The organism is Sphingomonas morindae (assembly GCF_023822065.1).
Taxonomy (GTDB): Bacteria; Pseudomonadota; Alphaproteobacteria; order Sphingomonadales; family Sphingomonadaceae; genus Solisphingomonas; species Solisphingomonas morindae.
In genome coordinates this window covers 1,296,610-1,320,119 of record NZ_CP084930.1, presented here as the reverse complement: position 1 = coordinate 1,320,119, position 23,510 = coordinate 1,296,610, and the positions used below count along the sequence as shown (strand labels likewise).

Below are 23,510 nucleotides of genomic sequence, written 5' to 3'. Positions count from 1 at the left end.
CTCATTTGCCCTTATAGACGGGAAGACGATTGCCACCCAGCACGCCGCCCGCGCCGCTGTTGTTCAGCCGGTTGGCGGTGGCGGTCAGCGCATCGGCCATTTCCGAGAGATCGCGCACCAGCCGGTTGATGTTCGGCGCCGTCTCGGTGGTCAGCTGGGTCACGCCCGGCTTGGCGTCGGCCACCAGCTTGTCGATCTCGCCGGCGGTATGGTGGGCGGACGCGATCGTCTGGCGCAGCTCGGCCATCGACTGGCGGACATCGCCGTCCATCACCGAATTGGTGGTGGTGGCGACCTTGGCGATCTCGTCGGCGGCATGGCCGGCCTGCTGGATCGCCAGATTGGCGGAGGCGATCGTCTGGCGCAGCTGCGGCGAGCCCGCCGCCAGATCGCTCGTCACCTTATCGATATTCTCGAGAATATGGTGGATCGAGTTCTGGTTGCGGTCGTCCAGCAGATCGCCGAGGCGCTGGGTGAGCGTGGACAGCTTGTCGAGCAGCTGCGGCGCGGAGTTGAGCAGCTGGCCCACCAGCCCCGGCTTGGTGGGAATGACGGGCGCGCCGAACGGGCCGATCGCGGTGATCGGCGCGGCGCCCTTGATCGCGCCCGCCAGATTGATCTGGCTGACCCCGGTGAAGCCGACGCCCGAAATGGTGGCGGTGGTGCCCTGCAGGATCGGCGTCGAATCATCCACCGAGATGCGCACCCGCACCAGCTGCGGGCTGTCCGGCATCAGCTTGATATCGTCGATCTTGCCGACCGGCACGCCCGAGAAGGTGACGGCCGATCCCTTGGCGAGCCCTTCCACCGAATTGGGGAAGAAGATGTCGTATTTCTGCTGATGGCCATTGCCGATCTGCGCCATCCACACGATGAACACCACGGCGACGGCGATGATGGCCAGCACCACGCCCCCGACCAGAACATGATTGGACCGCGTTTCCATAGCCTCGCTCAAGCCCCCGTGCCGGCGCCGGCCGGGTGCCGGGGCGCATCGCTGTTGGTGTGGCCGGCGCGATCGGCGGCGTCCTCGGCCGCGCGGCCGCGCGGGCCGTTGAAATAGCTCTGGATCCAGGGATGATCCAAGGCCAGGAGTTCGGGAATGGTGCCGACCGCGACCACCTTGTGATCGGCCAGCACCGCCACCCTGTCGCAGATCGCGTAGAGCGTATCGAGATCATGGGTGATGAGGAACACGCTGTGCCCCAGCGTGGCGCTCAGATCCTTGGTGAGCGCGTCGAAGCCGGCGGCGCCGATCGGATCGAGCCCGGCGGTGGGCTCGTCGAGGAAGAGCAGCTCGGGATCGAGCGCGAGCGCGCGCGACAGGCCGGCGCGCTTGCGCATGCCGCCCGAAAGCTCGGAGGGGAATTTCGCCCCCGCCTCGGCGGGCAGGCCGGTGGCCACCAGCTTGTAGGTGGCGATCTCGTCGAGCAGCTGGCGATCGATGCGCGGATAGAATTCGCGGATCGGCACCTGGATATTCTCGGCGACGGTGAGGGTGGAGAAGAGCGCCCCGTCCTGGAACAGCACGCCCCAGCGGCTGCGCAGCCGGGTCTGCTCCTCCTCGGAGCGTCCCACCGTCTCCTCGTTGAACACGCGCACCTCGCCCTCGGCCGGGGTCTGCAGGCCGATGATCGAGCGCATCAGCACCGATTTGCCCGTGCCCGAGCCACCGACCACGCCCAGAATCTCGCCGCGGCGCATGTCCAGATCGAGCTTGTCGTGCACCACCTGGTCGCCGAAGCGGTTGGTGAGGCCGCGCACGCGGATGATGACATCCTCGCCCTCGTCCAGGATCGGTTCGGTGCCCATCAGATCCACCCGATCATGGTGAAGAAGACGGCGAAGAAGGCGTCGAGCACGATCACGAGGAAGATCGACTGGACCACCGCCGAGGTGGTGCGCAGCCCCACTTCCTCGGCATTGCCTTCCACCTGCATGCCCTGGAAGCAGCCGGCCATGGCGATGATCATGCCGAAGACGGGCGCCTTGATGAGGCCGCCCCACAGGTCGGTCATCGGCACCACCTCGCGGATGCGCGCGACAAAGGTGACCGGCGGAATGCCCAGCTGCAGCCAGCACAGCAGCCCGCCGCCCACCAGCGCCACCAGCATCGCGTAGAAGGACAGAAGCGGCATCGCCACCAGCGTCGCGATCACGCGCGGCAGCACCAGCACCTGCATGGGCGAGAGGCCCATGGTGCGCATCGCATCCACCTCTTCGGCAAGACGCATCGATCCGATCTGCGCGGCGAAGGCCGAGCCTGACCGGCCGGCGACCATGATCGCGGTCATCAGCACGCCCAGCTCGCGCATGGTGAGGCGGCCGATCAGATTGACGGTGAACACCTCGGCGCCGAACTGGCGCAGCTGCACCGCGCCCTGCTGGGCGATGACGATGCCGATCAGGAAGCTCATCAGCCCGATGATGCCGAGCGCGTCGATACCGACGACCTCGATCTGGCGGACCACGGCATTGGTGCGGAAGCGGCGGGGGTTGAGCACCACCTGCCACACCGCCAGCACGATGCCGCCGAAAAAGCCGAGCAGCCCGACCAGCGTGTGCAGCGAGACCGCGGTGGCGGCGCCAACATGGTCGAGCACCGCCGCAAGGCCGTGCGCGCCGGCGGGGCGGACGGGGGCTGGCTGATCGACCTCGCTGACCTTCTCGATCAGCCGTCGCGCGGTATCGTCCGCGCCCTCGATCGCGACCTGGTGATCGCGCTCCAGCCGGCGCACCACCCAGGCGCCCACCGTGTCGATCCGCCCGATGCCGGACAGGTCCACGGTGCGCGGCGCGCGCGGCAGATGCTCAAGCCGGCGCGGCACCTCGCCCAGCGTGGGCAGGGTGAGATCGCCGGTGAAGCGGAGCGTATCGCCCTCTTCGGTGAAATTGGCCGGTGTCGCGCTCATGCAGCGGGGGTGATGGGGCAGATCGCGGCGCGCGGCAAGCGCTCGCATGCGCGCCGGAAACCTGCCAAAGCGGCGCCTATGGACAAGCGGATCATCAGCGGAGCGGCCGACGGAGGCGGCGACGGGCGCAAGGGCGGGACATTGTCGGCTAAACCTGCATCAGCCACACGGGTTCCGTCATGCCGGTGACGGCGCTGCTGCTCGCCGGCCGGCGTCCCGGCGTCGATCCGCTCGCCGCTAGCCGCGGCGTCGCGCTCAAGGCGCTGCTGCCGGTGGCCGGCACGCCGATGGTGGCGCGCGTCGCCGCCACGCTGCTGGCCACGCCCGAAATCGGCGAGCTGGTGGTGATGACGCAGGACGTGGCGCCGATCCGCGCCGCGCTGCCGGCCGATCCGCGCCTCCGCTTCGCGCCGTCGGGGGATGGCATCGCGCGCTCGATCGCGGGGGCGCTGGAGGCGGGCGGCCTCGGCTTCCCGCTCTTCGTCACCACCGCCGATCATGTGCTGCTGCGCCCCGCCACCATCGCCGCCTTCCTCGCCGGCGCGGCGGGCGCGGACGTGGCGGTAGGCGCGGTGGAGCGGCGCGTGGTGGAGGCGCGCTTCCCCGCCACGCGGCGCACCTGGCTGCGCTTTCGCGGCGGCGACTGGACGGGCGCCAACCTCTTCCATTTCGCCGGTCCGGCGGCGCTGCCGGTGATCCGCGCCTGGGCGGCGGTGGAGCAGGACCGCAAGAAGGGCTGGAAGCTCATCGCCCGCTTCGGCCCGGTGCTGCTGCTCCGCGCGCTGACGCGCACCATCGGGCTCGCCGCCGCGATCCGCCAGGCGGGGCGGCGGATGGGCGCGGCGGTGGCGCTGGTGCCGCTCGCCGATCCGCTGGCGGCGGTGGATGTCGACAAGCCCGACGATCTCACCCTCGCCGAGGCGGTGCTGGAGGGACGCGCATGAGCGGCAAGCCCGAAATCGCGATCTACGACATGGATCGCACCATCACCCGCACCGGCACCTACACGCCCTTCCTCATCCATGCCGCGCTGGCGCGCGCGCCGTGGCGGCTGGCGCTGCTGCCCGGCGTGATCGGGGCGATGGCCGCCTACGCGCTGAAACGCATCACGCGCGCGCGGCTGAAGGAGATCAACCAGCATCTTCTGCTCGGCCGCCACATCGCGCCGGCCGCGCTCGCGCCGCTGACCCGCCGCTTCGCCGAGCGCACGCTGCGGCTGAACACGCTGCCGGGCGCGCTGCGCCAGATCGCGGAGGACCGCGCCGCCGGCCGGACGCTCGTGATGGCGACCGCCTCCTACCGGCTCTATGTGGAGGCGATCGCCGAGGCGCTCGGCTTCGACGCCGTGATCGCCACCAACTCGATCATCGGCATCGATTCGCGCATCACCGCCAAGATCGACGGCGAAAATTGCTACGGCCCCGCCAAATTGCGGATGATCCAGGCCTGGTTCGCCGCGCAGGGGATCGCGCGCGAGGCGGTGACGGTGCGCTTCTATTCGGACCATGTTTCCGATGCGCCGGTAATGGCCTGGGCCGATCAGGCCTTCGCCACCACGCCCAGCCCGGCGATGCGCGCGCTGGCGATCAAGCGGGGCTGGCCGGTGCTCGACTGGCGCAGATGAACGCCCGCTGTCACGATCGTTCCGCCTCCGTTCAGACCTGTCGTGCCAGAGAGGGCGCCTGGGTCCGATCTTTGGGGAAGAAGAGGGGCAGGTGATGGGCAGGATCAAGGCGGCGATGCTCGGGATCGCGGGCGCGGCCACGCTGCTGGCGGCGGCCAGCCCCGCCGAGGCGCGGGTGAGCGACGGCGTGGCGGTGGCGGCGGGGCTGCTCGGCCTTGGCGTCGGCGTCGCGATCGCCAGCCATGCGCACGATACCTATGCCGATGCGGACGACGACGCGCCGCCGCCCGTCTATTACGCGCCGGCGCCCGTCTATTATGCGCCGCCGCCGCCGCCCAGCTACGCCTATGAATATGTCGAGCACTGCCGGGTGGTGAATCATTGGGACGGCTGGGCCGGCCGCTATCTGGCGACGCGCCGCTGCTGGTAGCGGCGCGCCGCCTCGGGATCAGACGGCGGCGAGCGCCTGGTCGAAATCGGCGATCAGATCCTCCGCCTTCTCCACGCCCACCGAGATGCGCACGAGATTGTCGGTGATGCCAAGCTCGGCCTTGCGCGCGTCGGGCACGGACAGGTGGGTCATCGCCGCCGGCGCCGACGCCAGCGTCTCGGTGCCGCCCAGGCTCACCGCCAGCTTGGCGATCTTCAGGCTGTCGAGAAAGGCGAAGCTCTCGCGCTCGCCGCCCTTGAGGTAGAGCGAGAAGGTCGAGCCCGCGCCCGAACAATGGCGGCGATAGATATCCGCCTGGCGCGAGGCGGGATCGAGGAAGCCGAGATAGCCGACGCTTTCGATCTTGGGATGATCGCGGAAGAAGGCGCACACCTTCTCGGCATTTTCGCCCGCGCGGGTCATGCGCAGTTCCAGCGTCTCCAGGCTGCGCAGCAGCATCCACGCCGAGTGCGGATCGGTGATCGTGCCGATCGTGTTGCGCATCATGCGGATGGGGTTGATCGCCGCCTTGGCGCCCGTGACCCCGCCCGCGACGAGATCGGAATGGCCTCCGGCATATTTGGTGAGGCTGTAGACGACGAGATCCGCGCCGTGGCGCAGCGGCTGCTGCCAGAGCGGCCCGAGAAACGTGTTGTCGATCGCGATCGGCGGCTTCTCCTCGCCGAACAGACGATCCCGCACCCGCGCCACCGCCTCGACATCGACCAGCGCGTTGGTGGGGTTGGCCGGGCTCTCGAGATAGATCAGGGCGACGCGGCCCTGCGACTGCGCGCGCGCCACCACCGCTTCGATCTCCGGCTCGGTCGCGCCGGCGGGGAAATCGAGCCAGGTGACGCCGAAGCGGCCGAGAATGCGCCCGATCAGCGTCTCGGTGGCCGCATAGAGCGGCGCCGAATGGACGATGACGTCGCCCGGCTTGACCAGCGCGAGCATCATGGTGGCGATGGCGGACATGCCGGAGGAGAAGGTCAGCGCATCCTCGGCATCGTCCCAGATGCTCAGGCGATCCTCGAGAATCTCCTGGTTGGGGCCGTTGAAGCGCGAATAGACCAGCCCCTCGGCGCCGCCCGGACGCTTGCCCGTCACGCCCTCGAAATGGCGCTTGCCGGCGGCGGCATTCTCGAAAACGAAGGTGGAGGTGAGGAAGATGGGCGGCTTGAGCGATCCCTCCGAAAGCGCGGGATCGAAGGCATGGCCCATCATCAGCGTCGACGGGCTGAGCCGGTGCTCGCCCAGCGCGAGGACATCGGCCTTGGGGCGGCGGCGCGGGCTGACGGCGGTGAGCTCGGCCTCGGTCTCGGGCGTGTCGGTCATGGCATCCTCAATTTTGTCGCTCGGCGAGCGGATGGCCTGCTCTAGAGCGGGATCGGGATCGGCGGAAGGCCGCCGGTCGCTCAGCCGAGCCCGATCAGCGCGATGCCCCGGCCATAGCCGGGCTCGCCGCGATGCGTGGCGCGGCGATAGCTGAAGAAGCGCGCCTCGTCGGCATAGGTGTCGAGCCCCAGCGCGTCGATCCGCGCCAGGCCCGCGGCGGCGAGGCGGTGCGTCACATAGGCTTCGATATCGAACTGGTAATGGCCGGGCCGGCCATCGAGGAAGAAGCGCTCATTGTCGGGATCGGCGGCGGTGAAACGCTGCTGGAAGGCGGCGTCCACCTCGTAGCTGGCGCGCGCGATGCACGGGCCGATCGCGGCGGCGATGTTCTGGCGGTGCGCGCCGAGCTGCTCCATCGCCCCGATCACCGCGTCGGTGACGCCGTCGAGCGCGCCGCGCCAGCCGGCATGGGCCGCACCGACCACGCCGGCGCGCGTATCGGCAAGCAGCACCGGCACGCAATCGGCGCTGAGCACGCCCAGCACCAGCCCCGGCCGATCGGTGGCCAGCGCATCGGCGCGCGGGCGCTCGGCATCGGGCCAGGCGGCGCGCGCGATCACCGCATCGGCGCTATGGATCTGGTGAACCGTCACCAGCGCGGCGCCGGGCCGCACCGCCTCCGCCGCGCGCCGGCGATTTTCCGCCACGGCGGCGGGATCGTCGTCCGATCCGAGGCCGACATTGAGGCCGGCATAGAGCCCGGTCGAGACGCCGCCGGCGCGGCCGAGAAAGGCGTGCGGCACGTCCGCCAGCGCGGCGCTGCGAATGGGATCGATCATGCGGACCTCCGGAAGATAGGGGGAAAGCGTCAGCCCGCCGGCACCGGCCAATCGGGCGCGGACAGGCGAAGCAGCTTGAACAGCGTGCCCATCTCCGCCGCATCGACCAGCCGGCGGCGCGCGGCGGCGATCTCGTCCGCGCGCGCCGGCGCGGCGCGGGCGAGCGCGGCGGCCCGCGCGGCGATGCCCAGCGCCTCAAGCCAGGCGCCCTGGTCGCGCAGCGGGTAGGCGACGGCGCCGGCGCGCGTCGCCGCTTCGGCCAGCGCCTGAAAATCGACATGGGCGGTAAGATCGCAGGTGCCCGGCGCCTCGAAGGGATCGGCGAAGCGATGCGCGCGCACCGCCTGCAGCGTGTCGCCCAGGCCCGGCGCCGCATAGCCATAATCGATCACCAGCGCCGCGCCGCCCTGGCGGGCGAGACGGCCGGCGAGCTCGCCCATCACGGCGACGCTGGCGGGCGAGGTCTCGATCGTCGCGCCGGGGGCGGCGCCGGCGGCGAAGGACGGGAGGGCGGCATCGAAGCGCTGCGCGCCGAGGCCGGGCGCGAAGCGTCCATCGACCAGCCCGACCATGCGTTCCCGCCAATCCCGATCGCCGCGCACAATCTGGCGGATCGGCAGCGCGTCGAAAAATTCGTTGGCCACGACGAGCAGCGGCCGATCCGCGGGCAGGGTGGCGAGCGTATCGTGGTGGCGGGCCAGGGGCAGCCGCCGGCTTTGCGCCTCGCGTAGCACCGGGCTGGTCTCGACCAGATGGATGTCGGGCGCGAGGCCGGCGCGCGCCATGGCGCGCAGCGCATCTTCGGCGAGCGTGCCGCGCCCCGGCCCGAGCTCGACATAGGCGAGCGTCGGGCGCCCCGCGCGCAGCCACAGATCGGCGAGGCAGAGGCCGATCAGCTCGCCGAACATCTGGCTGATCTCGGGCGCGGTGGTGAAATCGCCGGCCGCGCCCAGCGGATCGCGCGTGGCGTAATAGTGCTGGTTGGCGAGCGCCATATATTCGGCCAGCGGCATGGCGCCGCCGCGCTCGATGCGGCGGCGCAGGCGCGCCTCGAGATCAGGCGACGCTGGCATTCCCGGCCACGGGCTCCACGCGCTGGCGCCGGCCGGGGGCGGTGGCGATCAGATAGAGGCCGAGCAGGATCATCGGCAGGCACAGCCACTGGCCCATATGGAGATGGGTGACGCGGGCGAATTCCTCCAGCTGCTCGTCCGGCTCGCGGAAGAATTCGACGATGAAACGGAACGCGCCATAGCCCGCCAGGAACAGGCCGGTGAGGAAGCCGGGCTTGTAGCGCGCGATGGCGCTGCGCCAGAAGACGAGGCTGAGCAGCACGCCCAGCGCGATCCCCTCGAGCGCGGCCTCGTAGAGCTGGCTGGGGTGGCGCGGCACATTGCCGCCGCCGGGGAAGACGATCGCCCACGGCACCGTCGCGACCTTGCCCCACAGCTCGCCATTCACGAAATTGGCGAGGCGAACAAGGAAGATGCCGATCGGCACCACGACCGCCACATAATCACACACGCGCAGGAAGCGGAGATGCTCGCGACGGCAGAAGAGCAACAGCGCGATGGTGGTGCCGATCACCCCGCCATGGAAGGACATGCCGCCTTCCCAGAGCTTGAAAATGTCGAGCGGGTGCTGGACGTAATAATCCGGCCGGTAGAAGAGGACATAGCCGAGCCGCCCGCCGAGCAGGATGCCGAGCGTGGCGTAGAAGACGAAATCATCGGCGTGGCGCCGCGCCATCGGCGCGCCCGGCCGATCCAGCAGCCGCCCGAGATAATACCAGCCGAGCAGGATGCCGCCGATATAGCCGAGCGAATACCAGCGGATCGCCAGCGGCCCGAGCTGCAGCGCCACCGGCGACAGGCCGAGATCGGTGAAATGGGTGAAGGCGGACGGATCGACGATCATGGCGGCTCCATAGGCGAGGCCGTGGCGGCGGGAAAGCGGGGAGGCGGCGATTGCGCCCGCGCCCGCGGCTGCGCTACCCGGCGGCGGGGCGTTTCGCCGGGCCGCCGCCTTGTCCCGCCGTCCCACCTATCGCGAGGCTTTGCCCGATGACCGATCTGCCGCCCCAGCACCCCGCCCTGCCGCAGCCCCGCATCGGCGTGCTGCTCGTCAATCTCGGCACGCCCGATGCCGCCGAGGCGACGGCGGTGCGCCGCTACCTGGCCGAATTCCTGTCGGACCCGCGCGTGGTGGAGCTGCCGCGCCTGGCGTGGAAGCCGATCCTGCACGGCATCATCCTGCGGACGCGCCCCGCCCGCTCGGCCGAGGCCTATCGCCAGGTCTGGACCGAGGACGGCTCGCCGCTGGCGGCGATCACCCGCGCCCAGGCGACCGCGCTCAAGACCGCCTTCGGGCCCGACGTGCTGGTGGACTATGCGATGCGCTATGGCCGGCCGGCGATCGCGGACCGGCTCGAAGCGCTCAAGGAGGCGGGGTGCGCGCGCATCCTGGTGGCGCCGCTCTATCCGCAATATTGCGCGGCGACCACCGCCACCGCCAATGACGCGGCCTTCGCCGCGCTGGCGCGCATGCGCTGGCAGCCGGCGCTGCGCACCTTGCCCCCCTATTACGACGATCCCGCCTATATCGACGCGCTCGCGCGCTCGATCGAGGCCGCGCTGGCGGCGCTCGATTTCACCCCCGATACGCTGGTGGCGAGCTTTCACGGCATGCCCGAGCGCACGCTGCGGCTGGGCGATCCCTATCATTGCCACTGCCGCAAGACGGCGCGGCTGCTGTCCGAGGCGCTTGGCCGGCCGCTCGTCACCGCCTTCCAGTCGCGATTCGGCAAGGCCAAATGGCTCGAGCCCGCCACCGACACCACGCTCGCGGCGCTGCCGGGCCAGGGCGTGCGGCGCGTGGCGGTGATCGCGCCCGGCTTTTCGGCCGATTGTGTCGAGACGCTGGAAGAACTGGCGATTCGCGGCCGCGAGACTTTCCTGCACGCCGGCGGCGAGGCCTATGCGGTGCTGCCCTGCCTGAATGCGTCTCCGGAAGGGATCGAAATGTTGGCGCGGGTGATCGGCCGGGAGCTTGAAGGCTGGGTGTCGCCCCTGTAGGCCATCCCGGTTAACGGGCGAGAGGAGAAGGGCATGGCGCGCGTCGCAATCGTCACTGGCGGCACCCGGGGAATTGGCGAGGCGATCAGCCTGGCGCTGCAGGACGCCGGCGCGAAAGTGGCCGCCACCTATGCCGGCGATGACGGACGCGCCCAGGCCTTTACCGATCGCACCGGCATCCCGGCCTATAAGTGGGACGTCGCCGATCCCGAGGCGTGCGCCGAGGGCGTGGCGCGGGTGGAGGCCGATCTCGGCGCGGTCGACATTCTCGTCAACAATGCCGGCATCACCCGCGACGCCACCTTCCTCAAGCAGAGCTATGCGCAGTGGAAGGCGGTGATCGACACCAATCTCGGCGGCTGCTTCAACATGGCCAAGGCGGTCTTCCCCGGCATGCGCGCGCGCCAATGGGGGCGGATCGTCAATATCGGCTCGATCAACGGCCAGGCCGGGCAATATGGCCAGGTGAACTACGCCGCCGCCAAATCGGGCATTCACGGCTTCACCAAGGCGCTGGCGCAGGAAGGCGCGCGCGCCGGCATCACCGTCAACGCGATCGCGCCGGGCTATATCGATACCGACATGGTGGCGGCGGTGCCCGAGGAGGTGCTCGACAAAATCGTCGCCAAGATCCCGGTCGGCCGGCTCGGCCAGGCGCACGAGATCGCGCGCGGCGTCGTCTTCCTCACCGCCGAGGATGCCGGCTTCGTCACCGGCTCGACGCTGTCGATCAATGGCGGGCAGCACATGTATTGAGCGCGCGATGGGCGGCCCGGTCAAACGCTCGGTCGCCATCGCCGGCCACGCCACCTCGATCAGCCTCGAGCCGATTTTCTGGGATGCGCTCGGCGCCGCGGCGCGGGCCGAGGGCGTACCGCTCTCCGCGCTGGTCGCGCGGATCGATGCCGCGCGCATCGATGCCGCGCGCGGCGCGGCGGCCGGTCCGCCCGCCAATCTGGCGAGCGCGATCCGCGTCTGGCTGTTCGCGCGCGCCATGGCGGCGATTGACGAGGGTCAAGGCGGGCCGGCGGCGGGCTGACTAGCCCCGGGCCCTATGGCCAAGTCATCCCGATCGGCCGGCGACGCTCGACGCCGCCGGTGCGCGCGCGCCGGAGCGGCTTGCCCCGTTCGGCCAGGCTCCCGGTGCCGCCTCGCTTCAGCCGCGCGATCCGACCGTCGCCGGCCCGCGCCGATCCATGAAAAGGCTTCGCTCGCAGCGATTTGGCTTGTGCGGGACGAAGCCTTGGGCTTGCATGGCCGGGGTGGGGGAAAGTTCGTTACGTTCGTGCTCAAGGGGTCCCTTCATGCGTCTTGCTTTGCTTCTCGGCCTGGCCATGCCTGCGCTGGTCGCCGCCACCGCGCCCGCGCCGCAGTTCGATACCGCGCGCATCTCCAACGATATCCGCACGCTCGCCTCGGATGCGTTCGAGGGGCGGGGGCCGGCGACGGCGGGCGAGGAGAAGACGGTCGCCTATCTCATCCGGCAGATGCAGGCGGCGGGGCTGCAGCCGGGCGGCCCGCTGGTCAACGGCAGGCGCGGCTGGGTGCAGGACGTGCCCTTGCTCCGCTCCGACATCGCCGGCACGCCGCGCCTTTCGATCGACGGCACGCCGCTCGCCCAGGGGCAGGAGATTGCCGTGCGGGCGCCACTGAACGGCGACAAGCAGGTGCGCATCACCGACGCGCCGATGGTCTTCGTCGGCTATGGCGTCACCGCGCCCGAGCGCCGCTGGGACGATTTCAAGACCATGGATGTGAAGGGCAAGATCCTGGTCGTGCTGATCAACGATCCCGATTTCGAGACCGGGGCGGGCGATTTCGGCGGCAAGGCGATGACCTATTACGGCCGCTGGACCTATAAATATGAGGAGGCGGCGCGGCGCGGCGCGCTCGGCACGCTGATCGTCCACGAGACCGCGCCCGCCTCCTATGGCTGGAACACGGTCAAGAACAGCAATGCCAACACCCAGTTCGATATCGTGCGCGATCAGCCCCGGGCGAGCCATGCGCCGCTCGAGGCGTGGATCACGCGCGACGAGGCGGTGGCGCTGTTCAAGGCCTCGGGGCTGGACTTCGACGCGGAGAAGAAGGCGGCGCAGAGCCGCGGCTTCTCGCCCAAGATGCTCAAGCCCCGCTTCTCGGCCGACTACGCCGCCGATGTGGGGGTGATCCACTCCAAGAATGTGCTCGGCCGTGTCGAAGGCGCGGGCCATCCCGACGAGACGGTGCTCTATTCCGCGCATTGGGATCATCTCGGCGTCGGCCTGCCCGATGCGCGCGGCGATCGCATCTATAACGGCGCCGCCGACAATGCCTCGGGCACGGCGGCGCTGCTCGAGCTTGGCCGCGCCTTCGCCAAGGCGCCACGTCCCGATCGCTCGGTGGTCTTCCTCGCCGTCACCGCCGAGGAGAAGGGGCTGCTCGGCTCGGAATATTATGCCAACAACCCCGTCTATCCGCTCGCCACCACCGCGGGCGTGTTCAATATGGACGGGCCGTTCGGGCTCGGCGCGGCGCATGATTTCACCATCTCGGGCAGCGCCAAGCTGGGCCTGCTCGACCAGCTCACCGCCAACGCCGCCGCCCAGGGCCGGCATTATGCGCCGGATTCGCGGCCCGAGGCGGGCAGCTTCTACCGCTCCGACCATTTCTCCTTCGCCAAGAGGGGGGTGCCGGCGATCTCCTACCAGAACGGCATCGATCTGGTGCAGGGCGGCGAAGCGCGCGGCCGCATGCTGCGCGACGCCTATACGCGCGATCGCTACCACCAGCCGGCGGACGAATGGTCGCCCGATATGGATCTGAGCGCGGTGCCGCAGGCGCTCGGCCTGTTGTTCACCACCGGCGAGCAGCTCGCCAACAGCCGCGACTGGCCGAACTGGAGCCAGGACAGCGAATTCCGCGCCGCGCGCGACGCCAGCGCGGCCAGCCGCCGATGATCGCCCGGGGCGGGCGCGACGCCGGGCTCCAGCGGGGCATCGGCGCCTTCGCGCTCGCCGCCGGCGTGGTGAATGTCGTCATCGGCGCGGGCATCTTCAGCCTGCCCGCCGGCATGGCGCGCGCCGCCGGCCCCTATGCGCTGCTCGCCTATCTGCTGTGCGCGCTGGTGATGGCGGCGGTGGTGCTGTGCTTCGCCGAAGCCGGCAGCCGCGTGCCCACCAGCGGCGGCACCTATGGCTATATCGAGGCCGCCTTCGGACCGCTGGCGGGCTTTGTCGCCGGCGTTCTGCTCTGGCTCTCGTGCGTGCTCGCCGCGGGCGGGATCGCGGTCGCCTGCGCCGATGCGCTGGCGCGGCTGGTGCCGGCGCTGGCGAGCCCGCTCGGGCATGCGCTGACGATCCTGGCGCTGCTCGGCGCGCTGGCCGCCGTCAATCTGCGTGGCGTCACCCCGGCGGCGCGGCTGGTGGCGGCGACCACGGTGATCAAGCTGGTGCCGCTGATCCTGTTCGTGGCGGTGGGCAGCCTGTTCCTTGATCCCGCCAAGCTGAGCGCGGGCGCGCAACCCGACGCCGCCGGGATCGGCCGCGCCATCCTGCTGTCGCTCTTCGCCTTCCAAGGCATGGAGACGACGCTGAGCGCGAGCGGCGAGGTGGCCAATCCGGCGCGGGCGCTGCCGCGCGGGCTGGTCGCGGCGATGGCCTTCACCGCACTCGTCTATATTGCCATCCAGCTGGTCGCGCAGGGGCTTCTGGGCGCGGCGCTGCAAGGCTCGACCGCGCCGCTCGCCGATGCGATGGCGACGATCGATCCCCGGCTGGGCACGGTGCTGGTGGTCGGCACCGCGCTGTCGATGGCGGGCTATCTGGCCGGCGACGTGCTCGGCGCGCCGCGCGTGCTGTTCGCCTTCGCGCGTGACGGCTTCCTGCCGCGTCGCCTCGCGGTGCTGAGCCCGCGCGGCCAGGTGCCGGCCGCCGCCATCCTCACCCATGTCGCGATCGCCGCCTTTCTCGCGGTGACGGGGACGTTCGAGACGCTGGTGGTGCTGTCGGTGCTCTCCGCCTGCGCGCTCTATGCGGGCGGCTGCGCGGCGGCGTGGCGGCTGCGCCGTGCCGACGTGGCGGAGGCGGGGCCGCCGCTGCGGCTGCCGCTGCTGGGCCTGTGGGTGGGGCTGGGGGTGATCAGCATGGTCTGCGTCATCGCGCTGGCGCGGTGGGTGGAGATTGGTGCGCTGGCCGGAGAAATCCTCGTGTCGGCGCTGCTTTACCGGCTGGCGCGCCGGTAAGCCGGCTGGCCAAGCGGCGCGCGCTGCCGCAGAGTTGCGCCATGATAGTGCGATTCGCAGCCGCCGCCCTGTTCCTTGGCGTCGCGGCGGAGGCGGCACCGGCGCCCGCACCGGCGCCGCCGACGATGCCGGTGATCACGGCCACGCCGGCCGATATCTACGGTCCGCTCTATCGCGCGGTGGAATTGGCGAGGCTCTTTCCCGACAGCAAGACCTTCGCCGATGCCGTGCCGCGGCGCGATGCCGGCGCGATCCTCGCCGCCTATCGCGAGGAGCAGCCGCGCGGGCCGGCGCTGCGCCGCTTCGTGCTGGCCAATTTCAGCCTGCCCGCCACGCCGGCGCCGCCGCCCCCGGTGGCCGGCGCGCGCGCCACCCCGCTCGCCGCGCATATCGCCGCCTTGTGGCCGGTGCTGACGCGCCAGCCGCTTGCCAGCCCGCCGGGCAGCTCGGCGCTGCCGCTGCCGCGCAGCTATGTCGTGCCCGGCGGCCGCTTCCGCGAAATCTATTACTGGGACAGCTATTTCACCATGCTCGGCCTGGCGCGCGACGGCCGCGCCGACCTGGTGGACGCGATGGTCGAGAATTTCACCACGCTGATCGAACGCTATGGCCACATTCCGAACGGGACGCGCAGCTATTATCTCAGCCGGTCGCAGCCGCCTGTCTTCTACCTCATGGTCGGGCTGGCGCGGAGCGGCGATGCCGCGCTGGCGCGGCGCCGGCTGGCCGCGCTGCGGCGCGAGCATGACTATTGGATGCTGGGGGCCGACGCGCTGAAGCCGGGCCAGGCCGCGCGCCATGTCGTGCGGCTGGCCGATGGCCGGCTGCTCAACCGCTATTGGGATGCGCGCGATACGCCGCGCGACGAAAGCTATGCCGAGGATGTCGCCACCGCCGCCGCGCTGCCCGCGCGCGCGCGGGCCGGCTTGTGGCGCGAACTGCGCGCCGGCGCCGAATCGGGCTGGGACTATTCCTCGCGCTGGCTCGCCGATGGCCGCAGCCTCGCCAGCATCCGCACCACCAGTATCGCGCCGGTGGATCTCAACAGCCTGCTCTACGGCATGGAGGCGGCGATCGCGGCCGGCTGCGCGCGGCTGGGCGATGCGGCGTGCGCGGCCGACTATCGCGCCCAGGCGCTGCGGCGGGGCGCCGCAATACGCACGCTGATGTGGGACGCGCGCGGCGGCCGCTTCGCCGATCTGCTCTGGCGCAGCGGGCGGCAGACGCCGACGCTGTCGGCCGCGACGCTCTACCCGCTCTTTACCGGCGTCGCGGATCCGGCGCAGGCGCGGGCCGTGGCCCGCACGGTGCGGGCGCGGCTGATCGGCATGGGCGGGCTGCGCACCACGCGCGCCGCCACGGGCCAGCAATGGGATGCGCCCAATGGCTGGGCGCCGCTGCAATGGATCGCGGTGCAGGGGCTGCGCCGCTATGGCGAGGCGGCGACGGCGCGGCGCATCGCGACACGCTGGCTGGCGACGGTGCAAGCCGGCTATGCGGCATCGGGCACGCTGGTCGAGAAATATGATGTCGAGCGGCGCGGCGTCGCCGGCCATGGCGGGGAATATGCCGTGCAGCAGGGCTTTGGCTGGACCAACGGCGTCACCCGCGCGCTGATGGACGCCTATCCCAGCTGAACCGCCCCAAGGCGCGCCGGCCTGTGCCGTGAAGGCAACACCCAGCGCGCGTTTTCAGTCAATTCTGTCAAGAATCCGTATCTGTCGCAAAACTGACATTTCCTCCGCCTACCCGGCCCGCATACGGGCGATGCACCTCACGGCCAGGCGTGGGGCGCTCGGGGATAAGGGGAAAGTTCGTGAAGATTCTGAAGACGATAGCGTGTGCCTCCGTGTCTGCCGGAGCGCTTCTGACGGCGACGGCGGCCTTGGCGCAGTCCACCGGCCAGCAGGATTTCGACCAGCAGTCGATCATCGTCACCGGCACTAAGAATCGCCAGGTGGGTGGCATCACTCTGCCGCCGACGTCGCGCGCCAAGGAGACGCTCACCAAGGAGCTGATCGAGCGCCACACCCCCGGCCAGACCATTTTCGACACGATCAACCTGCTGCCGGGCGTCAGCTTCCAGAACAATGACGCCTATGGCGCGGCGGGCGGCACGCTCAACATCCGCGGCTTCGACGCGAGCCGCATCGCCGCCACCTGGGACGGCTTCCCGCTCAACGACACGGGCAATTACGCGCTCTATTCCAACCAGCAGGCCGATCCCGAGATCATCGACCAGGTCACCGTCTCGCTCGGCTCGAGCGACGTCGACTCGCCGACCGCGGCGGCCTCGGGCTCCACCGTCAATTATGCGACGCGCAATCCGACCGAGGATTTCCACGTCCAGATGATCGGCTCGGCCGGCCAGTTCAACATGATGCGCATCTTCGGCGTGGTCGATACCGGCACCTTCACCGCCGCCGGCACGCGCGCCTTCATCACCGCCTCGAAGGAGACCTACAACAACCCCTTCAACGGCATCGGCCGGCTCAACAAGTTCCAGACCAACGCCAAGATCTACCAGCCGATCGGCAGCAACGGCGATTTCATCTCGCTGGCCGGCCATTATAACGAGAACCGCAACACCTTCTTCGGCTCGGCGCCGCTGCGCAACGATCTGACCGTCTCGCCGGTCAACCCCACGCTGCGCACGGTCGGCACCGGCTCGGGCAACCGCTTCCCGATGAATTCCGACGAGCGGGAATATACCGTCACGCCGTGCCGCACGCCTGCCGGCACGCCGGGCGTCGCCGATGCCGCGAGCAGCTGCGGCACCGCCTTCGACTATCGCTACAACCCCTCGGACACGGGCAATGCGCGCCTCAATTCGCGCTTCACCCTCACCGACAAGCTCGTGCTCACCTTCGACGCCGCCTATGCCTATACGCTCGCCAATGGCGGCGGCACGGCGACGGCCTATGAGGGCAAGCGCTACGTCAACACCAGGGCGGGCAGCCCGCTGTCGGGCCCGGGCGGTCTGCTGGGCTATCTGAACAGCCCCACGGGCGGTCTTTCGGGCGCCTATCTCGGCGGCGTCGATCTGAACGGCGACGGCGACACGCTCGACTCCGTCACCGTGTCCGCGCCCAGCACCACCAACACCAACCGCGTGCTCGCCAATGTCGGCCTGCGCTACAGCTTCACGCCGGAGCAGGTGGTGCGCGTCGGCTACAGCCTCGATTGGGGCCGCCATCGCCAGACCGGCGAGATCACCACGCTGCGTCCGGACGGGTTCGCCACCTATCCCTTCCCGAGCCAGCATGCGCTGACCGACGTCAACGGCAATGTGCTCCAGAAGCGCGATCGCCTCTCCTACGCCATTCTCCACCAGGCCTATGGCGAGTATCGCGGGCAGTTCCTGGACAATAACCGGCTGACCGTCACCGCCGGCCTGCGCGCGCCCTTCTTCTCGCGCGATCTCAACCAGAACTGCTTCACCACCAGCGCCACCGGCACGGTCGACTGCTTCAGCTCCGACACCGCCAGCCAGGCTGCCTATGCGGCCGCCAATCCCGGCATCGCCACGCCCCAGCATCGCGTGCTGCACTATAACAAGGTGCTGCCCGAGGCCGGCCTGACCTTCGACCTGACCCCGCAGGTGCAGCTGTTCGGCAATTACTCCAAGGGCATGCAGGTTCCGGGTACGGACAATCTGTACCAGACCTTCTTCTACGCCCCGGGTACCGCCGGCGCCTTCCCCAAGCCCGAGACGACCGACAATTTCGACGCGGGCGTGCGCTACAAGTCGGGCCGCATCCAGGCGCAGGTCGATGGCTGGTACACCATCTTCCACAATCGTCTGGCGTCGTCCTATGATCCCATCCTGGACGTGACGATCTACCGCAACCTCGGCACCGTCCACAAATATGGCGTGGACGGCAACATCTCCTACGCCGTCGTGCCGCAGATGCTCACCGCCTATGTCTTCGGCTCCTATCTGAAGTCGAAGATCCTCAACAATGTCTCGCTCGGCCGCAACGCCGATTGCAGCGCCGTCACCTCCGCCGATTTCGCGGTGCCCACGGCCGACAACACGCTGACCGCGCCGAGCGCCGCCTTCACCAACTGCGCGCTCACCAAGGGCAAGCGGGAATCGGGCGCGCCGACCTACACCTTCGGCGGCCGCGTCCAGGGCGATCTCGGCCCGGTCTCGGTCGGCGTCGATGTGAAGCGGACCGGTCCGCGCTATGTGAACGACCAGAACCTGCCGATCCTGCAGACCTACAGCAGCGGTGGCCGGACGCTCTACTATCAGGTCTATGGGGCCAAGGCGCCGGCCTATACGCTGGTCAACCTTGATGCGCGCTTCTCGCTCAGCAAGCTCGGCCTGTCGGCGTTCAACGATCGCACCTTCCTGCAGCTGAACATCTACAATCTCTTCAACAAATTCTACGTCGGCGGCGTGAGCGGCGGCACCACCCCGCGCACCAGCATCCCCTTCGCCCAGATCGGGACGCCGCGTACCATTTCGGGATCGATCAGCTTCGGCTTCTGAGCCGGATCCGATCCTCGCCCGTTTGAGGGGCGGCCGGTGCCAGGCGCCGGCCGCCCTTTTCTTTGATTGTGCCGCATTTCTCCCCTGACATAGGCGGGAAACACGACCTAGACAGAGGCCCGCCATGCCCGTTACCCGCCACCGCCGCGCGCCCCTTCTGTCGATCCTCGCGTTGGGCGGAGCGCTGGCGGCCTGCGCCAAGCAGGCGCCGCCGGCCAAGCCGCAGCCGCCCGAGGTGGGTGTCATCACCGCGCAGTTGACCACCGTGCCGCTCGAGATGGAGCTGCCGGGCCGTACCAGCCCGACGCTCAGCTCCGACGTGCGGCCGCAGGTGAGCGGCATTCTGCTCAAGCGGCTGTTCACCGAAGGCGGCATCGTCCACGCCGGCCAGCCGCTCTACCAGATCGATCCGCGGCTCTATCGCGCCGCGGTGGGTCAGGCGCGCGGCAATCTCGCCAGTGCGCGGGCGGCGGCGGTTTCGGCCGAGCTCAAGGCCGGGCGCTATACCGATCTCGAGAAGATCAACGCGGTCGCGCGGCAGGATGCGGATGATGCCCGCGCCGCCGCCGGCCAGGCGCGCGCCGCGATCGAGCAGACCGACGCCGCGCTCCAGAGCGCGCAGGTCAATCTCGGCTTCACGCTCATTCGCGCGCCGATCAGCGGCCGGATCGGTCGCTCGCTGGTGACGGCGGGGCAGCTCGTCAGCGCGAGCCAGACGACCGCGCTCGCCACCATCCAGACGCTCGACCCGATCTTCGTCGATATCCAGCAATCCTCGACCCAGCTGCTGGCGCTGCGCCGGGCGCTGATGGACGGCGGCGCGCTGCCGGCCACCGCGCCGGTGCGGCTGCGGCTGGAGGATGGCAGCGATTATGGCGTGCGCGGCCAGCTGCTGTTCAACGAGGTGACGGTCGATCCCTCGACCGGCGCCGTCGCGCTGCGCGCGCGCTTCGCCAATCCCCAGGGCCTGCTGCTGCCCGGCATGTTCGTGCGCGCGGTGGTGACGCCGGTGCGCGCGCGCAACGTGATCGCGCTGCCGCCCCAGGCGGTGCAGCAGAGCCCGCGCGGCGACGCCTCGGTGCTGGTGGTGGGGCCGGACAACAAGGTGGTGACGCGCGACATCGAGACCGAGGGGCTGCGCAACAATCGCTGGATCGTCACCAAGGGCCTGCGCTCCGGTGATCGCGTCATCATCGAAGGCGCCGGCAAGGCCAAGCCCGGCAGCGTCGTGCGGCCGGTGGCGGCGACGGGCTCGGCGGCGGAAGGCGCGCTTGTCACCGCGCCGCCCAAGGGGGCGATGGAGCAGGCCGACAAGGCCAAGGCCGGCAAGCCCACGCCTGCGGCCGGCAAGTGATCGCCCGCTATTTCATCGCGCGGCCCATTTTCGCATGGGTGATCGCGCTCGTGCTGATGCTGGCCGGCATCGGCAGCTTCAACCTGTTGCCGATCGCGCAATATCCCGATGTGTCGCCGCCCACCGTCGGCATCAACGCCACCTATCCGGGCGCCTCGGCGCAGGTGCTGCAGGATAGCGTGACGCAGGTGATCGAGCAGCAGCTGTCGGGACTGGACGGGCTGCTCTATTTCCAGAGCACGTCGAGCGACGCGGGATCGGTGACGATTTCCGTCACCTTCGCCAACGGCACCAACCCGGACATCGCCCAGGTGCAGGTGCAGAACAAGGTGCAGCAGGCGCTGCCGCGCCTGCCCACCCAGGTCCAGCAGCAGGGCCTCACCGTCACCAAGCGCTCGCCCGACTTTCTGATGATCGTCGCGGTCTATGACGCGACCGATCGGAGCACCTCCTCCGACGTGTCCGATTTCAACGGCTCGACGCTCCAGGATCCGCTGTCGCGCCTGCCCGGCGTGGGCGAGATCACCGCGTTCGGATCGCAATATGCGATGCGGATCTGGCTCGATCCGTACAAGCTCGCCGCCAACCAGCTGATGCCCAGCGACGTGCAGACGGCCGTGCAGGCGCAGAATGTCCAGGTGTCCGCCGGCCAGATCGGGGGGCTGCCGCTCGCCCCGGGCGCGGCGCTCAACGCCACCGTCACCGCCCAGTCGCGGCTGACCAAGCCGCAGGAATTCCGCGACATCATCCTCAAGACCCAGCCCAATGGCGCGGTCGTGCGGATCGGCGACGTGGCGCGGGTGGAGCTGGGCGACCAGGATTACAGCTCCTTTGTCCGCTACAATCGCCACCCCGGCTCGGGCCTCGCCATCTCGCTCGCGCCCGGCGCCGACGCGCTGGAGACGGCGGAGACGGTGAAGGCCAAGGTCGAGTCGATGCGGAGCACCTTCCCGCCCGGCTTCCAGGTCGCCTATGTGCGCGACTCCACCGCCTTCATCGAACTGTCGATCCACGAGGTCGAGAAGACGCTGTTCGAGGCTATCCTGCTCGTCGTGCTGATCATGTTCCTGTTCCTCCAGGATTGGCGCGCCACGCTGGTGCCGGCGATCGCGATCCCGGTGGTGCTGCTCGGCACCTTCGCGGTGCTCGCCGCCACCGGCTTCTCGATCAACACGCTCACCCTGTTCGGCATGGTGCTGGCGATCGGCCTGCTCGTCGACGATGCGATCGTCGTGGTCGAGAATGTCGAGCGGGTGATGGAGGAAAAGCACCTGTCCGCGCTCGACGCCACGGTCGAATCGATGGACGAGATTTCGGGCGCGCTGATCGGCATCGCCATGGTGCTGGCGGCGGTGTTCCTGCCCATGGCGTTTTTCGGCGGCTCGATCGGCACCATCTATCGGCAATTCTCGGTGACGATCGTCTCCTCGATGGCGCTGTCGGTGGCGGTGGCGCTGATCCTGACCCCGGCGCTGTGCGCCAAGCTGCTCAAGCCGAAATGGGAATTGCGGGAAGCGCGCGAGGCGCACCCGGGCTCGGCGCCGACGCGCGCGCTGCGGCGCTTCTTCGCCGGCTTCGATCGCCGCTTCGACGCCATGACCGAGCGCTATGTGTCGGGCGTGGAGAAGGGCCTCGCCCATGGCCGCTGGATGCTGGCGGGCTTCGTGCTGATCGTGGCGCTGCTCGCGCTCTTTTTCGTGCGGCTGCCGACCGGCTTTCTGCCCACCGAGGATATCGGCCAGGCGATCGTGCAATATCAGCTGCCGCCCGGCACCACGCGCGACCGCACCGAGGCGGCGGCCGCCGCCGTGGAAAAATATTTCCTCGGCAGCGAGCATAATGTCGACGGCATGTTCGCCAATTCCGGCCGCAACTTCAACGGCACCGGCCAGAATGTCGGCCAGGCCTTCCTGATGCTCAAGCCCTGGGACGATCGGCCCGGGCGCGAGAACAGCTCGACCGCGGTGGTCGCGCGCGCGCAGGTGGCGCTCAAGGGCATGCGCGATGCCCAGATCATCACCGTGCTGCCGCCGCCGATCAGCGGCTTCGGGCAGACCAACGGCTTCACGCTGGAGCTGATGAACCAGGGCGGGCTGAGCCCCGAGGCCTTCACCGCCGCCAAGGACCGGCTGCTGGCCGCCGCCAATGCCGATCCGCTGCTGACGGCGGTGCGGCTGGGATCGCTGGAGGATACGCCGCATCTTCAGGTGACGGTGGACAACAGCAAGGTGGGCGCGCTGGGCCTCACCCAGGCCAATGTGAACAGCACGCTGTCGGCGGCCTGGGGCGGCACCTATATCAACGATTTCGTGGATCGCGGGCGGGTCAAGCGCGTCTATATGCAGGGCGACGCGCCGTTCCGCGACACGCCCGAGAGCCTCAACGCCTGGCATGTCCGCGCCGACGATGGCAGCATGGCGCCCTTCTCGGCGATCGCCAGCACCAGCTTCACGCGCGCGCCGAGCACGCTGCAGCGCTTCAACGGCATCTCCTCCTTTGAGATCCAGGGCCAGGCGGCGGGCAATCGCAGCTCGGGCGATGCCATGAAGCGCATCCTCGAGCTGGTGCAGAAGACGGTGCCCGGCGCCTCGACCAGCTGGTCCGGACTGTCATATCAGGAGAATATCTCCACCGGGCAGGCGCCGCTGCTGTACGGCGTCTCGATCCTGGTGATCTTCCTCTGCCTCGCCGCGCTGTACGAGAGCTGGTCCATCCCCTTCTCGGTGCTGATGGTGATCCCGCTGGGCGTGATCGGCGCGGTGCTGGCGGTGATGCTGCGCAGCCTTGACAACAATGTCTATTTCCAGGTCGGGCTGCTCACCACGATCGGGCTGGCGGCCAAGAACGCCATCCTCATCGTCGAGTTCGCGCTCGTCGCCGAGACCCAGCACGGCAAATCGGCGCACGAGGCGGCGGTGGAGGCGGCGCGCTTGCGGCTGCGGCCGATCCTGATGACCTCGCTCGCCTTTATCGCGGGCACGCTGCCGCTGGCCCTGTCGAGCGGCGCGGGCGCGCAGAGCCGGATCGCGCTCGGCACGGCGGTGGTCGGCGGGATGATCACCGCGACCGTGCTGGCGATCTTTTTCGTGCCCTTCTTCTATGTCGGCATCCGCAGTCTGTCCGACCGGTTTTCGCGAAAGGGCCGAGCCGCTTAAGACGCTTGCGGGATAGCCGCGACTGGGCTAGGCCGGCAACGCTCGCAGGAGGTGGGTGCTTTTCGCG

General features: G+C 69.6%; 19 protein-coding genes. 12 read left to right on the top strand and 7 right to left on the bottom strand.

Annotated elements, in window-relative coordinates; genetic code table 11:
• Position 1: 1 nt before the first annotated feature.
• The 3 genes from LHA26_RS06410 to LHA26_RS06400 are packed head-to-tail and all read right to left on the bottom strand — an operon-like array spanning position 2 to position 2,912.
• Positions 2-946: an MlaD family protein gene (locus LHA26_RS06410; RefSeq protein ID WP_252167897.1), complete on the bottom strand. Its 945-nt coding sequence runs from the start codon at positions 944-946 to the stop codon at positions 2-4.
• Between the two features lie 8 nt (positions 947-954).
• On the bottom strand, positions 955-1,812 hold the full coding sequence (locus LHA26_RS06405) for an ABC transporter ATP-binding protein (RefSeq protein ID WP_252167896.1): 858 nt from the start codon (positions 1,810-1,812) through the stop codon (positions 955-957).
• Positions 1,812-2,912, bottom strand: coding sequence for an ABC transporter permease (locus tag LHA26_RS06400; protein WP_252167895.1), 1,101 nt, complete (start codon positions 2,910-2,912; stop codon positions 1,812-1,814). The genes LHA26_RS06405 and LHA26_RS06400 overlap by 1 nt, the downstream gene beginning before the upstream one ends.
• Positions 2,913-3,091: 179 nt before the next feature.
• Between LHA26_RS06400 and LHA26_RS06395 the strand changes: the two genes are divergently transcribed.
• The 3 genes from LHA26_RS06395 (at position 3,092) to LHA26_RS06385 (ending at position 4,966) form a co-directional block, all read left to right on the top strand.
• Positions 3,092-3,856 (top strand): NTP transferase domain-containing protein, encoded by a 765-nt coding sequence (locus LHA26_RS06395; protein WP_252167894.1) that lies wholly within the window; start codon positions 3,092-3,094, stop codon positions 3,854-3,856.
• Positions 3,853-4,536, top strand: a complete 684-nt coding sequence (locus tag LHA26_RS06390) for an HAD family hydrolase (protein ID WP_252167893.1) — start codon at positions 3,853-3,855, stop codon at positions 4,534-4,536. The genes LHA26_RS06395 and LHA26_RS06390 overlap by 4 nt, the downstream gene beginning before the upstream one ends.
• Positions 4,537-4,627: 91 nt before the next feature.
• Positions 4,628-4,966: a hypothetical protein gene (locus LHA26_RS06385; RefSeq protein ID WP_252167892.1), complete on the top strand. Its 339-nt coding sequence runs from the start codon at positions 4,628-4,630 to the stop codon at positions 4,964-4,966.
• Between the two features lie 18 nt (positions 4,967-4,984).
• Here the strand turns inward: LHA26_RS06385 and LHA26_RS06380 are convergent, their stop codons facing one another.
• The 4 genes from LHA26_RS06380 to lgt all read right to left on the bottom strand — a co-directional run bounded on the left by LHA26_RS06380 (position 4,985) and on the right by lgt (position 9,057).
• Complete coding sequence (locus tag LHA26_RS06380) at positions 4,985-6,301, bottom strand: cystathionine gamma-synthase family protein (RefSeq protein ID WP_252167891.1); 1,317 nt, start codon at positions 6,299-6,301, stop codon at positions 4,985-4,987.
• Between the two features lie 80 nt (positions 6,302-6,381).
• The gene (gene pgeF / locus LHA26_RS06375; protein WP_252167890.1) at positions 6,382-7,140 is read right to left on the bottom strand and encodes a peptidoglycan editing factor PgeF; all 759 of its coding nucleotides are present in this window, start codon (positions 7,138-7,140) and stop codon (positions 6,382-6,384) included.
• 29 nt (positions 7,141-7,169) lie between these two features.
• Positions 7,170-8,213, bottom strand: coding sequence for a class I SAM-dependent methyltransferase (locus LHA26_RS06370; RefSeq protein ID WP_252167889.1), 1,044 nt, complete (start codon positions 8,211-8,213; stop codon positions 7,170-7,172).
• Entirely contained in the window at positions 8,197-9,057 is an 861-nt protein-coding gene (gene lgt, locus LHA26_RS06365) for a prolipoprotein diacylglyceryl transferase (RefSeq protein WP_252167888.1), read from the bottom strand. Before lgt ends, LHA26_RS06370 begins: the two co-directional genes overlap by 17 nt.
• Positions 9,058-9,203: 146 nt before the next feature.
• Between lgt and hemH the strand changes: the two genes are divergently transcribed.
• The 9 genes from hemH (at position 9,204) to LHA26_RS06320 (ending at position 23,443) form a co-directional block, all read left to right on the top strand.
• Positions 9,204-10,214 (top strand): ferrochelatase, encoded by a 1,011-nt coding sequence (hemH, locus tag LHA26_RS06360; RefSeq protein ID WP_252167887.1) that lies wholly within the window; start codon positions 9,204-9,206, stop codon positions 10,212-10,214.
• 33 nt (positions 10,215-10,247) lie between these two features.
• Positions 10,248-10,970, top strand: coding sequence for an acetoacetyl-CoA reductase (phbB, locus tag LHA26_RS06355; protein WP_252167886.1), 723 nt, complete (start codon positions 10,248-10,250; stop codon positions 10,968-10,970).
• A 7-nt stretch (positions 10,971-10,977) separates the two neighbouring features.
• Complete coding sequence (locus LHA26_RS06350; protein WP_252167885.1) at positions 10,978-11,253, top strand: ribbon-helix-helix domain-containing protein; 276 nt, start codon at positions 10,978-10,980, stop codon at positions 11,251-11,253.
• Between the two features lie 265 nt (positions 11,254-11,518).
• Positions 11,519-13,153: a M28 family metallopeptidase gene (locus LHA26_RS06345; RefSeq protein WP_252167884.1), complete on the top strand. Its 1,635-nt coding sequence runs from the start codon at positions 11,519-11,521 to the stop codon at positions 13,151-13,153.
• Positions 13,150-14,436 carry an APC family permease gene (locus LHA26_RS06340; RefSeq protein WP_252167883.1) on the top strand — a complete coding sequence of 429 codons (1,287 nt, stop codon included), beginning with the start codon at positions 13,150-13,152 and terminating at the stop codon, positions 14,434-14,436. The genes LHA26_RS06345 and LHA26_RS06340 overlap by 4 nt, the downstream gene beginning before the upstream one ends.
• 41 nt (positions 14,437-14,477) lie before the next feature.
• Positions 14,478-16,073: an alpha,alpha-trehalase TreF gene (gene treF, locus LHA26_RS06335; RefSeq protein WP_252167882.1), complete on the top strand. Its 1,596-nt coding sequence runs from the start codon at positions 14,478-14,480 to the stop codon at positions 16,071-16,073.
• A gap of 248 nt (positions 16,074-16,321) precedes the next feature.
• The gene (locus LHA26_RS06330; protein ID WP_252167881.1) at positions 16,322-18,934 is read left to right on the top strand and encodes a TonB-dependent receptor; all 2,613 of its coding nucleotides are present in this window, start codon (positions 16,322-16,324) and stop codon (positions 18,932-18,934) included.
• A gap of 124 nt (positions 18,935-19,058) precedes the next feature.
• The gene (locus LHA26_RS06325) at positions 19,059-20,288 is read left to right on the top strand and encodes an efflux RND transporter periplasmic adaptor subunit (protein ID WP_252167880.1); all 1,230 of its coding nucleotides are present in this window, start codon (positions 19,059-19,061) and stop codon (positions 20,286-20,288) included.
• Complete coding sequence (locus tag LHA26_RS06320; protein WP_302898048.1) at positions 20,285-23,443, top strand: efflux RND transporter permease subunit; 3,159 nt, start codon at positions 20,285-20,287, stop codon at positions 23,441-23,443. Before LHA26_RS06325 ends, LHA26_RS06320 begins: the two co-directional genes overlap by 4 nt.
• Positions 23,444-23,510 lie beyond the last annotated feature (67 nt).